Origin of the sequence: Pseudomonas sp. FP1762, from assembly GCF_030687105.1 — a bacterium.
Taxonomy (GTDB): domain Bacteria; phylum Pseudomonadota; class Gammaproteobacteria; order Pseudomonadales; family Pseudomonadaceae; genus Aquipseudomonas; species Aquipseudomonas siliginis.
Map to the genome: position 1 here is coordinate 319717 of NZ_CP117458.1, position 12817 is coordinate 332533.

Here is a 12817-nt window from a genome sequence, read left to right on the forward strand (position 1 = left end):
TTAAGCGAGTTCGGCGAGCAGCAGTAAGTTACGCGGTGTGAGTGAGGTGTCGCAAAAGGTGCCGAGGCGTACGACGTATCCCTGTTCTGCGAGGAAAAGCGCCCGATCCAGATTCAGCCAGAGCTCCAATGGTCGCCGGAACAAACCGCGGAGCAATTCCAGGTTGCGAACTTCGGCCAACCGCTGCCAACCGGCTGCTTCGAGTTCGGGCCAATCTGGCTCGCCGATTGTGGATAACTCTTTGAGCACAGCCAGATCGCGACAGTAAGCAGCGAACGGTTTGTCCAGCCAGGCGCTGGGCAGGGAGGGCGTTGGCAGGTATTCATCGACGCCGCGCACTTGCCGTTGCAGCAGGTCGAAAGCCAGGCGACGAGCCATCGATGTGTCACGCTGGCGCCGGACGCGCGCACCGGCGGTGACGGTTTCGTTCATCGGCAGCGCCAGATCTTCCAGCGAGAGCTGTAGAAGCGATGCCGATCCTGCGCAGGACAAGGCCTGGTATTCGTTACGACTGATGCGGTTGTAACAGCACGGTGCGATCGCCATTTGCTGGCAGCCTGCGGCACTGGCCAGTTGCATCAAGCGCACATGAAGATCACCGCAGGCGTGGAGGGCGACGGGGGTGTGGGCGGCGTTCAATACGGCCGGGGCGTCTGCCGCGAGTACATCCTGTTCGACATGCAAAGCGTGCAGATGATGACGCTGACTCAAGGCCTGACCGCTGGCGACCAGCACCGGATCGTATTCAACGCAAGTCAATTGTTGCCCAGACCCCATTAGGCGCCGCCCCAAGTGTCCCTTGCCCGAGCACCAGTCCAGCCAATGCGTCGGCTGCGAGGCAAAAGACAAACGACTGGCAAACGCTTCAATCTGCTGCCACTTGCGCCCGGGCACATCGACATTCAAGCGATGCCCGGCAGCCTCAAGCGCATGCCCCGGAAACTCACCGACCGTACTCAACTCTGCCGACAACTTCGCCAATGAAGCGAACGGCTCTGGCGCATCGACAAGATCAGCAGGATGGTTATGCGCGCGTTCTGCATCTTCCAGTGACCGCCCGCGTAGCCACGCAGACAACTCCGGGTAGGACGCTTCCCATGGAAGTTGTAGGTGAGTGAACGGTCGAGGTTTCCACAGCGCCTGATGCTCAATCAGAAAAGCATCCAGCGCCGTGAAACGGGCGAGTAGGGCCTCGCCCGTCAGCACGTGGGAAGTATCAGCGGCCTTGGCAGGCATCGACGCGCAGCCAGCGCTCCAGCAGCTTGAAGCCGCGAACCAGCACGTAAGCCATGACTAGGTAGAACACGCCGGCGGCGAAGAAGATCTCCACCGGCAGATAAGTGCGGGCGATGATCGTGCGTGCCATGCCGGTCAGTTCCAGCAGGGTCACGGTGCTGGCCAGGGCGCTGGCCTTGAGCATCAGGATCACTTCGTTGCTGTAGGCCGGCAGGCCGATGCGCGCAGCACGCGGGAGGATGATGTAGAACATCGCTTTCGGTCTGGACATGCCCAACGCTCGCGCGGCTTCAATTTCGCCCGGTGGAATCGCCTGAATGGCACCGCGCAGAATCTCGGCGATGTACGCCGCTGTGTGCAAGGTCATGGTCACGGTCGCGCACCAGAACGGATCGCGCAGGTAGGGCCACAACGCGCTTTCACGTACGGCGTCGAACTGCGCCAGGCCGTAATAGACCAGGAACAGCTGCACCAGCAACGGCGTGCCCCGGAAAAAGAAGATGTAGGCGTAAGGCAGCGAGCGCACGTACCACAGCTTCGAAGATCGGGCGATGCCCAGCGGAATCGCGAGCAGCAGGCCGGCGATGACCGCGATGGCGACCAGTTCCAGCGTCAGGGTCGCGCCCTGTGCCAGTTTTGGCAGCCACTTGATGATGACTTCCCAGTTCATTGCGCGCTCCTCGCAAAGCCGCGGGCGGCGCGTTTTTCCAGGAAGTGCATGCCGGTCATCGCCAGCACTGTCAGGCCGAGGTACATGATCGCCGCGACCATATAGAAGGTGAACGGTTGTTTTGACACGGTCACACCGATCTGCGCGTGACGCATGATTTCTTCCAGACCGATGACCGATACCAGCGCGGTGTCTTTCATCAGGATCATGAACAGGTTGCCCAGGCCCGGCAGGGCGATGCGCCACATCTGCGGCATGATCAGCCGGGTGAAAATCCGCCATTTCGACAGGCCCAGGGCCTGGCCGGCTTCACGGTGGCCCTTGGGAATGGCCAGCAGGGCGCCACGAAACACTTCCGTGGCGTAGGCGCCGAAGCACAAACCCAGTGCGATGACACCGGCGGCAAAAGCGTTGAGTTGCAGGTCGGGGTTGCCGAAGTACTCACCGAGGGCGCGCATCAGGTTGACCGTACCGAAGTAGATCAACAGCACCCAGAGCAATTCCGGGACGCCGCGCACCAGTGTCGAGTAGGTACCGCCAAGCCATTGCAGCGGCTTGTACGGGGAAGTCTTGGCCAAGGCGCCGAGCAGGCCGAGCACCAGGCCCAGGCACAGGGCGGTGAGGGCCAGTTGGACGGTCATCAGCGCACCAGCGGCGAGCGCCGGGCCGAATCCGTAGAGGTCGATAATCATGGGTTTCTGTTCAAATTGCGGCAGGCAAAGTCGGGAGCCGGCGCCGCTTCATCGCGGCGCCGGTCCCACAGGTCAGATCAATAGATGCTGAACGGGAAGTACTTGTCGTTGATTTTCTTGTAGGTACCGTCAGCGACGATTTCCTTCAGAGCGGCGTTCAGCTTGTTGCGCAGTTCGTTGTCACCCTTGCGCACGGCGATACCGATCTTGTCGCTTTCCACTACCGGGTCGCCCTTGAACTCGTAGTTCTTGCCGGCGTCGGTTTTCAGCCAGTCATAGTTGGCGTACTTGTCGGCGAGGATCGCGTCGACACGACCGGAGGTCAGGTCGAGGTAGGCGTTTTCCTGGGTGTCGTAGAGGCTGACCTTGATGTCGTCACCGTAGGTGTCTTCCAGCCAGGTGCCGGCCAGCGTTGCGCGCTGGGTGCCGATGGTCTTGCCCTTGAGCGAGTCCTTGTCGGTCTTGAAGTCGACGTTTTTCGGCGCGATGAACTGCAATTTGTTCGAGTAGTACGGGTCGGTGAAGTCCACCGCGGCTTTGCGCTCTTCGGTGATCGACAGCGAGGAGATCAGGAAGTCGAACTTCTCGGCGTTCAGCGCCGGAATGATGCCGTCCCAGTCGGAAGTGACGACGGAACATTCGGCTTTCATCTTCGCGCACAGGGCGTCGCCGATTTCCTTGTCGAAGCCGACCACTTGGCCGCTGGCGTCTTTATTGTTGAACGGCGGGTAGGCCGCTTCGATGCCCATCTTCAGGGTTTCAGCCATGGCACCGGCGCTGAACGCGAGGGTGACGGCGGCGGCCAGGAAGACCTTTTTGAAATTCTGCATGCATGTTGCTCCGTTAGCGGTTGCTGGACATGAATTGTTTGCAGCGCGCCGAAAGCGGGTTGTCGAACACCTGCTGTGGCGATCCTTGCTCTTCTATAAGGCCCTGATGAAGGAACACCACTTCGCTGGAAACCTGGCGGGCGAAGCCCATTTCGTGGGTCACGAGCAGCATGGTGCGGCCTTCTTCGGCCAATGCGCGGATGACACTAAGTACTTCCTGAACCATTTCCGGGTCAAGCGCGGAGGTCGGTTCGTCGAACAGGATCACCTTCGGCTGCATCGCCAGCGTGCGGGCGATCGCTGCGCGTTGTTGCTGACCACCGGACAATTGCGCCGGGTAGGCGTGGCGCTTGTCGGCGATGCCGACCTTGGCCAGCAACGCTTCGGCGACTTCGATGGCCTCGGCCTTGCTCTGGCCGAGCACGCGGCGCGGGGCTTCGATGACGTTGTCGAGCACGCTCATGTGCGGCCACAGATTAAAGTTTTGAAATACAAAACCAATCTCCGAGCGCAGGCGGTTGATCTGTTTGCCGTCAGCGGCGACCAGTTCGCCGTTCTTCGCGGCTTTGAGCTTGAGTTCTTCACCGGCCACCAGGATCTGGCCCTGGTGCGGGTTTTCCAACAGGTTGATGCAACGCAGGAACGTGGACTTGCCGGAACCGGAAGAGCCGAGGATCGATATCACGTCGCCGTCGCGGGCGGTCAGCGAGATGCCTTTGAGCACCTCCAGCTGTCCGTAGCGTTTGTGCAAGTTGCGGATTTCAAGCGCGGGCGTGGCCTCAGCCATGTGCGTTCCTCATATATGTTGCGCTCCTGCTGTTGGCGGGCCTTCCTGACGAGGCGGCCAAGCTAGCATAGCGTTTCAATGGCAGCCAACAGCGCTACGAGCGGTAAACGGGTGGCATGTGGCGGGTTGTCGCATCGGCGCAGCAGACTGTCGCCCCATCAACAACCGGACGGGTGTTTGATCGTGCATACCCGTGGGTGCCGCGTAAAAAAAGGCGCGATGTTGCCAGCTTTGGCGGGGTGTTGGAAGCGCTATCCGGCCGAACGTTCCTTATTCGCCCTTTTTCTGTGCGTCGCACACTTTTTCTGTGTGTTTCTGGTGCGCGGATTCGTCTTGAAAGTGAGTCGCCGGGTAACGTTCTGGCGAATAGCCATTAAACTCAAGGACTTGCATCGGATGCCGGAGCCCCCGGCCCTCAAGGACTTGAAACATTTTGGCGCAAATATTGCGTGCAGAATAAGGAACAGGCCGTTGGATTCTTTTTACGAGAAAGAATTTACAGACGCGCCGGACGCACTCGCTTTCCTTGCAAAGGTAGTCTCTATGAGCAGTACCCCAAGCTCCACTGGCCTCGAACAGGGGCTCAAACCGCGTCATGTGACCATGTTGTCGATCGCCGGTGTGATCGGCGCCGGTCTGTTCGTCGGCTCCGGCCACGCCATCGCTGCCGCCGGCCCGGCCGTGCTGCTGGCCTACGCCGCTGCCGGTACTCTGGTGGTGCTGGTGATGCGCATGCTCGGCGAGATGGCCGTGGCTTCGCCGGACACCGGTTCGTTCTCGACTTACGCTGATCGCGCGATCGGTCACTGGGCCGGATTCACCATCGGCTGGCTGTACTGGTGGTTCTGGGTGTTGGTGATTCCGCTGGAAGCCAACGCCGCCGCGACCATCCTGCATGCGTGGTTCCCGGGTGTCGACATTTGGGCTTTCGCGCTGGTGATCACCATGCTGCTGACCGTGACCAACCTGTTCAGCGTGAAGAATTACGGTGAGTTCGAGTTCTGGTTCGCCCTGATCAAGGTGCTTGCGATCATCGGCTTCATCGGCCTCGGCCTTGCAGCGATTTTCGGCTTCCTGCCGACCAGCCAGGTCAGTGGCGTTTCGCACCTGTTCGACAGCGGCGGCTTTCTGCCCAATGGCATGGGTGCTGTGCTGGGCGCGATCCTGACCACCATGTTCTCGTTCATGGGGACCGAAATCGTCACCATCGCGGCGGCGGAATCGAAAGACCCGGGCAAGCAGATTTCTAAGGCGACCAATTCGGTGATCTGGCGGATCGGCCTGTTCTATCTGGTGTCGATTTTCATCGTGGTTGCGCTGGTGCCGTGGAACGATTCTACCTTGGCCAACCTCGGTTCCTACCAGACCGTACTTGAGCGCATGGGCATTCCCAACGCCAAGATGATCGTCGACATCGTCGTACTGGTCGCAGTGACCAGTTGCCTGAACTCGGCGCTGTACACCTCGTCGCGCATGCTGTTCTCCCTCGGCAAGCGCGGTGACGCCCCGGCCATGTCGACCCGCACCAACAAGAGCGGTACGCCTTACTGGGCGGTGATGTTGTCGACCGGCGCAGCGTTTCTCTGCACCTTCGCCAACTATGTGGCTCCGGCCGCGGTGTTTGAATTCCTCCTGGCCAGCTCCGGCGCCATCGCCCTGCTGGTGTACCTGGTGATCGCCTTCTCGCAACTGCGCATGCGCAAGCAGCGCATGGCGCGCGGCGAGAAGATCGTCTTCAGCATGTGGCTGTTCCCGGGTCTGACCTGGGCGGTAATCATCTTCATCGTCGCCGCGCTGACCATCATGCTGTTCCAGGAAGCCCACCGCGTGGAAATCCTTGCCACGGGCCTGCTGAGTCTGATGGTGGTGGCTGCCGGTCTGCTGGTGTCGCGCCGGCGCAAGCTGGAGAAACGTGGTGCGGTGGTGTTGAACTGAGTCGTAACGCGTGATGTAAAAACGGCCGCTGTCAGGGATGACTAGCGGCCGTTTTTGTTTCTGAGCTTTCCAGTCAGGTTAAACCCAGTCCTCGATTCGCAAACCGGAAACGCGTTCAAACTCCCGTACGTTGTTCGTCACTACAATGAGTCCAAGTGAGCGTGCGTGGCCAGCGATCATTTGGTCGTATGGCCCGATCGGCGTTCCAGCCTTCGCGAGTTCAGATCGAACCATCCCGGCCTGTGCGGCTGCGTCGTTATCGAAAGGCAAGACATCCAGTCGCGCGACAAATCCTTCAACAATTGCCAGATTTTTCTCCGGGGCCGCCGACTTTTCAGCACCGTAAATAAGCTCCATAAGCGTGATAGCGCTGATGCACAACTGCCCGGAATGTCGATTGAAGGCTTCCCGGACAATTTGTGGTTTGTTCTTGATGGTGAAGATGCAGATATTTGTATCCAGCATGTACTTGATCATCAGAACGACTCGCGCTCCTGTTCAGTGGGTTGCTCACGGTTAGCCATGAAATCAGGGCTGACGCTGTCGCCATCAAACCAGCTATCCCAGCTTTCTCCAGCAGGCGTAATGACGCGTGTTCTGCCAATCGCGATGACTTCCACTCGTTTAACGTCGCCGGGCATCGCAACTGCCTTTGGCAGTCGGACTGCCTGACTTCTGTTGCTCATGAAAATTGTGGTCTGCTCCATATTCGAGCTCCCGGGTCTGTTCCTGTGATTAGCTCAGGATAGATCGTGCTGGGGATATGTCAATGGGATATACATCGTCACCGGACAAAGAGTAGCTAGGCCATCCAAACAAAAACGGCCGCTGTCAGGGATGACTAGCGGCCGTTTTTTGTTTCTGAGAAGGGCTTATTCGCTCTTGTCTTCCTGGGGCTCTACCGACTTGCCATAAGCATCCAGCGCCACGCCGAAATCCGTAATGAACTGCGGCTCGCTCAGCCAGGCCTGGGCCTGTTCGATGGTCATGCCGTCGGCCCACATGCGGTAGTCGATGAGCATATCGGCGGCCAGGTGGGTGGCGGCCATGCCTTCGTTGTCGGCGTTTTCCATGTCGAGCAGTTCAGGATGGTCGACGATGATGAAGGCCAGTTCGCGCAGCAGGGTCAGCAGCATTTCGTTGCGGCTGACGGCTTCGGCGTCGCGCATTTTGCTGAACATCGCCAGGGTGTATTCCGGGATCGGCTCGGCGAGGTGGCCGAGCTCTTCGTCCTGATCCAGCGGTTTGCGCCCGACCATACGGATCTGCTTGGCTTTGGCCTTGGCGCGTTTGGCGCGTTTCTGTTGCTTGTTCAGGGATGCCATGGGAGCTCAGTTCTTCTGTTGGGTTTGTGCCGCGATCGCGTCGGATGCCGCTACATAGTCAGCTTGGAATGCCGGAGATTCGATCCACGCCAGCGCGCCGGCCTCGTCGGTTTCCTGCGACCATTGGCGATACTCGATCAGCGCGGCGAGGATGAAATCCATCGCGCCTTCTTCGCCTTCCTGCTCGTACACCAGTTCCAGCAGCGGATCTTCGAGGAACGCGCTGCACATGGCCTGTTGGCTGATCTTTTCGGCGTCGATCATTGTCTTGAACAGCTCGGTCAAGTCCACCGATTCGAAGTCGATGCGGTCGTCGTTCGGGTCCAGCTCGACCGGCGCTTCGGCGCGCTTGGTGCGGTTCTGCTTGGCCTTGGCTTTGGCCCGGGTGGCGCGTTTTTGCTGCTTGTTGGCGGAGGCCATGATGTGTTCCGTCGTGCGTTGAGAGGGGCTCAGCTGCGTGGCACTTGTCGGCCGGGTGTATCGGCGGCCAGTGCGCCGGTCTGCAGCCAGGTCAGAGCAATGGGCCATAGTGTGGCTTGGTATGCGCTGCGAAAAAAGCCGAAATGTCCGACTTGTCGTTCGCCGATGTCCTGCGGCGCAATGCGCAGATGGGTTTTTGCCGCGTTGCTGAAGTAGCCGAGCAGGCGTTCGATCGCCGGGATCGTTCCGTAAGGATCATCGCTGAGGCTGATGGCGAGGGTCTGCGCGCGGACGCCATCGAAGGGCAGGGCGCCCGCCTTTTTCATCAGCACCCGACCGCTTGGACGATCCTCGTACCGTGCAGTGGGTGTGCTCCAGTCGCAGACTACGCCGGTTGGCGTGTCCTCCAGCCAGCCGATCCGCTTGCCTGGAAAATAGCCGCAGAGCAGCGTCATCAAAGGCATGATCACATGCCACTTGCCGAACATCCGCCAGCGCTGTTCAGGGGCGTAATCACGCCAATAAGCGAACTGCGCACCGACGGTTACCAACCGTCGGATCACCTTGCCCGACTCCGCCAAGCCCGCCGCGCAACCGCCGAAACTATGGGCGACCACATCGATTGGCTGACCGGGAAACTCCCGCTGCGCGCGTTTGAGCATCGCTTCGAAATCCAGAGCGCCCCAGTCAGTCCACGAGGCACGCAGCCCTTTGATCGATTCGCTGCGTGATTCGCCAATGCCCCGGTAGTCGTAGGTCATGACGTCGAAGCCGTGACTGAACAGATAGGCTGCGAACCTTGAGTAATGGCGACAGCGCACGGAGGTGGCGGCGTTGATGACGACCACCGGGCGCTGTGGATCGGGCGAACTGTGGCGCCAGGTGAAGCCGCCGAGTGCGTAGCCGTCGGCTGCGTTCTCTATGAACGATTCGCCAATGGTTACCGGGTCGGTCGAAAGGCATTTGTTCATAAGGGCTCGGCCTTTGCGAAGGTGGATCGAGAATGAGCCTGGAACTGGCGCCGAGCAACATACGGAACGCAGTGCGTTCCGAATTCAATGTGATCGAATTCGTGACGCGCTGCGTCACGATTTACATAAGTCCGAGAGACAGTTCATTTCACATCCGCTCCAGTTCATGCAACGCGCAGCGGCGTAATGCCAACATGACAGCGTTCGAATGCGCCGTCGCGCAACAGGCAATCTGGTTTAACCGATATGCCGAGTCAGCAGGTAAAGCAGTCACGAGCGAAAGGCGCGAGTACAATCCCGCGCCCAGTATTTTGTGACGTAAGGAAGCGCTGTTTTGAAAGGGATTCTGCGAATTGGCTGTGTCATAGGCCTGGCACTGCTGTTGGTTGGCTGCGGAACGTTTATCGGGCGCTTGAATGATGGTCTGTCCGACGCCGAATATTACCGAGGGGTCGATGGCGGCCTACACCTGCTCGGTGTTCGGGGAGGAGGCAGCGATGGCATGCCGGCAGCGATCATCTGTTACATGATGATCGTCTGCCCGGTCATCACTCTTGTATCCCTGCCAGTGGATGCCGCTGTGGATACAGTCTTGTTGCCCGTCGATTACATCAACACTCTGTGAAGGCGGCATGCACTATTGACTTGTGCGCTTGCCCTTCGGCCTCTGCTCACGCACCCGCCCTTTGCGATAAATCCACAGCCCGAACACACCGATGGCCAACATGAACGCGGTCCAGAAGCTCTGCCACATGAACTCGAACCAGTATCGCCGAGGTTGCAGTGCCAAGGTGTAGGTGCTGCGCGGTCCGCGATTGTTGGTGGTGATGGAACCGCTGATCCAGCTTTCGATAAGCATGTAGATCGAAAGACACACGGCTAAGGCAATCAGCACGCCAGCGAGCACCGTCAGCCAGAATGTCCAGTGGCTCGGGCGATACGGCGGGGGATGCGGCAAGCGAATACGGGTTCTTTTCTGATTCATAAGCAGGGCTCGCGCAAGCCGGTCAGGAAACTGCCAGCTCTTGCAGCTGTTCAGTCGGCATCTGCCGCGGGCTCGTCGGGCGTGCGGCAAGGTGGGCGCATTCGGCGATCACCTTGAGAATGCCGATCACCGCCGGGGTCAGCGTAGTGCCGAGGCAAATGCGCACGCCTGTGGAAGCCTGGCCGTCGGCGAAAAAGATGCCGCTGCCAGCCACGTGGCAACCACGCTCCGTGGCCAATTGCTGCAGCGCCGGCATGTCGGTGTGTGTCGGCATTTCGATCCAGTGGATGAAGCCGCCGCGCGGTGGCACATAGACGGTCCCGAGCGGGAAATCCGTGCGCACCAGTGCTTCGACAAAACTCGCCAGCGAGGACAGTTGCGACCTCAATCTGGCGCAGTGCTCGTCCATGTAGCCACGGCCGATGAATTCATTGAGAACATTTTGCGCCAGGCTGGAAACGGCCAGGTTGCGCGAAAACATCTGCGCGAGGATGGCATTGCGGTATTTGCCGGCCAGACACCAGCCGACGCGATAACCCGGCGCGATGGTTTTGGAAAAGGACGAGCAGTAGATCGTCTGGCCGCTGCTGTCGTAGCTCTTGAGGGCGCGCGGTCGATCAGCTTCGGGCACCAGGTCGAAGAAGATGTCGTCTTCGATGATCGGCACATCCGCTTCCCGGGCGATCCTTGAAAGTCGCGCGCGCGCTTCGTCGGGCATGATGAAGCCACGCGGATTCTGCAGCGTCGGGTTGAGAAAAATCACCGCGACCTTTTTTTGCTTCAGGGCTTCTTCCAGATGATCGACATCCAGGCCCGTGCGGCCGTCGGTGCGGATCGGCAGGGCGCGCATGCCCAGGCGTTCGATGGTCTGCAGGATGCCGTAATAGGTCGGGGTTTCGATGGCGACTGTAGCGCCTTTCGACGCGACTGCTTCGAGGGCGAGTTCCAGAGCGATGGTGTCGCCCGACGTCACCAGAATATCGTCCGGCCCGCAGACTACACCGCGGGTCAGCATCAGCCCGGCGATGCGCCGTCGCAGCGCCGGCAGGCCGGGTGGCGCGACCAGACCGCTCAGCGTGTTGTCAGTCTTGGCGGCCAGCACCGAGAGGCATTTGTTGAGCAGCACGTTGGGCGTGAGATCGCTGTGCAGGACAGCCGAATTCAGCGATGCGGTGGTGCGCGAGGCCGCTTCGGAGAGCATCGCAACCACCGCATGATTGACGTTGACGGTGACACTGGAAAAGTCGAAAGCGCCGGACGGTTTTGCCCGCCCTGATGCCGAGACGAAGTAGCCGACGCGCGGCACCGTCGAGACGTAGGCGTCGGCCTCGAGATCGGCCAGCGCCCGCTGCACCGTGGTGATGCTGGTCTCGAACATCCGCGCCAGAACGCGGATTGACGGCAGTTTCGCTTCGGCCGCCAGGTCACCGCTGTCGATCTGGCGAATAATCCAGTCCTTGACTATCCGCCAGCGCTTGTCCGGCAAATCAAACCTGTCCATAAGTTCTCTGTGATGATTCGAAACAATTCACAGAAAGTAGAGCAAAACGATCCCGGTTGCAGCAACTATGACGATGTTCAGCGCCACCAGACCGAAGGCGAAGCGGATCAGGCTGTTTTCTTCCTGGCGGTTGGCCCCGGCAAGTCCGGTGATCAATGACAGGATCGACAGCGAGCCAAGTGCGCCATGGCCGGCGGCGCTGTTGACCATTGCCGCCAGCCACGCCCCGTGTTCGCTGCTCAGCGCGGCAATGGACGGCATCACCAGCGTGTTGCCGCCGACGTTGGAGCCGGTGACATAGCCGGCAATCCCTGCCAGCAGGGCGATCGTCGGTGCCAGCGAAATACCCGACATGGATTGCAACGCGCTTTGCGCCTCGACGAGGAATCCGGCGTTGACCATCACCTGGGAGAGCAGCAGGAACAGGAAGATTGTCGTGACCGGAAACTTCGCCCGGTTGAACAGCGCTGGCCACGGGAAACCCGCGCCCGCGGTTTGCCTGAACGCCATCAGCACGGTCACGATCAGCAGCGCCAGCCCTGGAGACGCCAGCGGCTTCCATGAAACGTGTTCGCCCCTGACAACCCACAGGCCATCCCAGCCCGACAGCACGAACAGTCCGCGCGACGCCACAATCACTCCCAGCAAGGCCAGATAAGGCCATGCCGCGCTCGGCCAGCGCACCAGTTTTTTCCGTTGCGCCCAGGAGATGCCCAGGCCGACGCAAGCCACAGCCAGCCCGGCCAGCACACCGGAGACTTCCGGGCCGACCCACAGGTTGACGCAATACAGCACGGCAACGAACAGGGCGGTCACGACGATCAGCCCCAGCCACGGAGTAATCCTGCGGATGCCGGCCTGCCACAAGGCCAGCGACGCCAGGCAGAGGAACACCGGCGCGCTGATCAGCGCCGAATGGCTACCGAGGGTTTGCGCCGGCAGGTGCGCCAGCAGGGCGCCGATTACCGTCGCCAGACCCAGCGTGCCCCACGGCATGATCACCATGCCGGCGAGAGCGATTTTCATCCCCGACTGGCGAGTGAAAAGCCCCATCAGCAGCGGCACCGTGGCGATCAGCGAAACGCCGAAGCCGGTCATCGCTTCCAGCAGCGGCGCCAGGCCCAGCACGATGAAAATCACCTGCGCCGGGGGTGTCCAGCCGAGTTCCTTGACCCACGCGCCGATGGCCTGCGGTGCACCGCCGCGCTCGACCAGAATGACGAAGGCCAGCCCCGGGACGATTACGCACGCGGTGCTGAGAAACAGGATCGTGGTGTCCTGAAAAATCGCCGAGGAGATGGCCGCCGACACCGGCCCGGCAGCGCCCAGTGCCCACAGCACCAGCACCAGCACCACACCGGCCAGCGCGGCCTGTACCGGCGGACGCCGGAGGATCAGGATCAGCGCGATCACCAGCGCGATCGGTGACATTTGCAGCAAGAGAGAGCTCATAGCGGTTTCCTTG

The 12817-nt window shown here is 60.4% G+C and carries 16 protein-coding genes; 3 read left to right on the forward strand and 13 right to left on the reverse strand.

What is annotated here, in order from left to right:
- The 5 genes from PSH90_RS01390 to PSH90_RS01410 form a co-directional block, all read right to left on the reverse strand.
- Positions 1 to 1236, reverse strand: coding sequence for a methyltransferase (locus PSH90_RS01390; protein ID WP_305381996.1), 1236 nt, complete (start codon positions 1234 to 1236; stop codon positions 1 to 3).
- Positions 1217 to 1906, reverse strand: coding sequence for an ABC transporter permease (locus tag PSH90_RS01395; protein WP_056787188.1), 690 nt, complete (start codon positions 1904 to 1906; stop codon positions 1217 to 1219). The genes PSH90_RS01390 and PSH90_RS01395 overlap by 20 nt, the downstream gene beginning before the upstream one ends.
- Positions 1903 to 2598 (reverse strand): ABC transporter permease, encoded by a 696-nt coding sequence (locus PSH90_RS01400; protein ID WP_041477511.1) that lies wholly within the window; start codon positions 2596 to 2598, stop codon positions 1903 to 1905. Before PSH90_RS01400 ends, PSH90_RS01395 begins: the two co-directional genes overlap by 4 nt.
- Before the next feature lie 77 nt (positions 2599 to 2675).
- Entirely contained in the window at positions 2676 to 3428 is a 753-nt protein-coding gene (locus tag PSH90_RS01405; RefSeq protein WP_056787192.1) for an ABC transporter substrate-binding protein, read from the reverse strand.
- Between the two features lie 13 nt (positions 3429 to 3441).
- Entirely contained in the window at positions 3442 to 4215 is a 774-nt protein-coding gene (locus PSH90_RS01410; protein WP_024011209.1) for an ABC transporter ATP-binding protein, read from the reverse strand.
- Positions 4216 to 4758: 543 nt separating this feature from the next.
- On the opposite strand from PSH90_RS01410, the gene gabP reads away from it, so the two are divergent.
- Complete coding sequence (gabP, locus tag PSH90_RS01415; RefSeq protein ID WP_150637946.1) at positions 4759 to 6150, forward strand: GABA permease; 1392 nt, start codon at positions 4759 to 4761, stop codon at positions 6148 to 6150.
- Between the two features lie 78 nt (positions 6151 to 6228).
- On the opposite strand, the gene vapC is transcribed toward gabP, so the two are convergent.
- The 5 genes from vapC to PSH90_RS01440 form a co-directional block, all read right to left on the reverse strand.
- A complete protein-coding gene (gene vapC / locus PSH90_RS01420; protein ID WP_150637947.1) occupies positions 6229 to 6627 on the reverse strand; it encodes a tRNA(fMet)-specific endonuclease VapC in 399 nt (132 codons plus the stop codon).
- Complete coding sequence (gene vapB / locus PSH90_RS01425) at positions 6627 to 6857, reverse strand: type II toxin-antitoxin system VapB family antitoxin (RefSeq protein ID WP_024011210.1); 231 nt, start codon at positions 6855 to 6857, stop codon at positions 6627 to 6629. The genes vapC and vapB overlap by 1 nt, the downstream gene beginning before the upstream one ends.
- A 165-nt stretch (positions 6858 to 7022) precedes the next feature.
- On the reverse strand, positions 7023 to 7475 hold the full coding sequence (locus PSH90_RS01430; protein ID WP_056787197.1) for a hypothetical protein: 453 nt from the start codon (positions 7473 to 7475) through the stop codon (positions 7023 to 7025).
- A 6-nt stretch (positions 7476 to 7481) separates the two neighbouring features.
- A complete protein-coding gene (locus PSH90_RS01435; protein WP_150637948.1) occupies positions 7482 to 7895 on the reverse strand; it encodes a hypothetical protein in 414 nt (137 codons plus the stop codon).
- Between the two features lie 29 nt (positions 7896 to 7924).
- The gene (locus tag PSH90_RS01440) at positions 7925 to 8866 is read right to left on the reverse strand and encodes an alpha/beta fold hydrolase (protein WP_252877258.1); all 942 of its coding nucleotides are present in this window, start codon (positions 8864 to 8866) and stop codon (positions 7925 to 7927) included.
- A gap of 32 nt (positions 8867 to 8898) precedes the next feature.
- On the opposite strand from PSH90_RS01440, the gene PSH90_RS01445 reads away from it, so the two are divergent.
- A complete protein-coding gene (locus PSH90_RS01445) occupies positions 8899 to 9183 on the forward strand; it encodes a hypothetical protein (RefSeq protein WP_133337418.1) in 285 nt (94 codons plus the stop codon).
- 17 nt (positions 9184 to 9200) lie between these two features.
- Complete coding sequence (locus PSH90_RS01450; protein ID WP_252868627.1) at positions 9201 to 9491, forward strand: YceK/YidQ family lipoprotein; 291 nt, start codon at positions 9201 to 9203, stop codon at positions 9489 to 9491.
- Between the two features lie 12 nt (positions 9492 to 9503).
- On the opposite strand, the gene PSH90_RS01455 is transcribed toward PSH90_RS01450, so the two are convergent.
- The 3 genes from PSH90_RS01455 to PSH90_RS01465 are packed head-to-tail and all read right to left on the reverse strand — an operon-like array spanning position 9504 to position 12804.
- Positions 9504 to 9851 carry a hypothetical protein gene (locus PSH90_RS01455; protein ID WP_252868628.1) on the reverse strand — a complete coding sequence of 116 codons (348 nt, stop codon included), beginning with the start codon at positions 9849 to 9851 and terminating at the stop codon, positions 9504 to 9506.
- A gap of 22 nt (positions 9852 to 9873) precedes the next feature.
- Positions 9874 to 11352 (reverse strand): PLP-dependent aminotransferase family protein, encoded by a 1479-nt coding sequence (locus tag PSH90_RS01460; RefSeq protein ID WP_305381998.1) that lies wholly within the window; start codon positions 11350 to 11352, stop codon positions 9874 to 9876.
- 27 nt (positions 11353 to 11379) lie between these two features.
- Positions 11380 to 12804 carry an L-lactate permease gene (locus PSH90_RS01465; protein WP_305382000.1) on the reverse strand — a complete coding sequence of 475 codons (1425 nt, stop codon included), beginning with the start codon at positions 12802 to 12804 and terminating at the stop codon, positions 11380 to 11382.
- Positions 12805 to 12817 lie beyond the last annotated feature (13 nt).

Bases quoted from the DNA above. Each gene is read 5' to 3' on its own strand.
- PSH90_RS01465 (WP_305382000.1), bottom strand. From the start codon at position 12,804: ATGAGCTCTCTCTTGCTGCAAATGTCACCGATCGCGCTGGTGATCGCG.
- PSH90_RS01430 (WP_056787197.1), bottom strand. From the start codon at position 7,475: ATGGCATCCCTGAACAAGCAACAGAAACGCGCCAAACGCGCCAAGGCC.
- PSH90_RS01405 (WP_056787192.1), bottom strand. From the start codon at position 3,428: ATGCAGAATTTCAAAAAGGTCTTCCTGGCCGCCGCCGTCACCCTCGCG.
- gabP (WP_150637946.1), top strand. From the start codon at position 4,759: ATGAGCAGTACCCCAAGCTCCACTGGCCTCGAACAGGGGCTCAAACCG.
- PSH90_RS01455 (WP_252868628.1), bottom strand. From the start codon at position 9,851: ATGAATCAGAAAAGAACCCGTATTCGCTTGCCGCATCCCCCGCCGTAT.
- PSH90_RS01460 (WP_305381998.1), bottom strand. From the start codon at position 11,352: ATGGACAGGTTTGATTTGCCGGACAAGCGCTGGCGGATAGTCAAGGAC.
- PSH90_RS01390 (WP_305381996.1), bottom strand. From the start codon at position 1,236: ATGCCTGCCAAGGCCGCTGATACTTCCCACGTGCTGACGGGCGAGGCC.
- PSH90_RS01395 (WP_056787188.1), bottom strand. From the start codon at position 1,906: ATGAACTGGGAAGTCATCATCAAGTGGCTGCCAAAACTGGCACAGGGC.
- vapC (WP_150637947.1), bottom strand. From the start codon at position 6,627: ATGATCAAGTACATGCTGGATACAAATATCTGCATCTTCACCATCAAG.
- vapB (WP_024011210.1), bottom strand. From the start codon at position 6,857: ATGGAGCAGACCACAATTTTCATGAGCAACAGAAGTCAGGCAGTCCGA.
- PSH90_RS01440 (WP_252877258.1), bottom strand. From the start codon at position 8,866: ATGAACAAATGCCTTTCGACCGACCCGGTAACCATTGGCGAATCGTTC.
- PSH90_RS01410 (WP_024011209.1), bottom strand. From the start codon at position 4,215: ATGGCTGAGGCCACGCCCGCGCTTGAAATCCGCAACTTGCACAAACGC.
- PSH90_RS01445 (WP_133337418.1), top strand. From the start codon at position 8,899: ATGAGCCTGGAACTGGCGCCGAGCAACATACGGAACGCAGTGCGTTCC.
- PSH90_RS01400 (WP_041477511.1), bottom strand. From the start codon at position 2,598: ATGATTATCGACCTCTACGGATTCGGCCCGGCGCTCGCCGCTGGTGCG.
- PSH90_RS01435 (WP_150637948.1), bottom strand. From the start codon at position 7,895: ATGGCCTCCGCCAACAAGCAGCAAAAACGCGCCACCCGGGCCAAAGCC.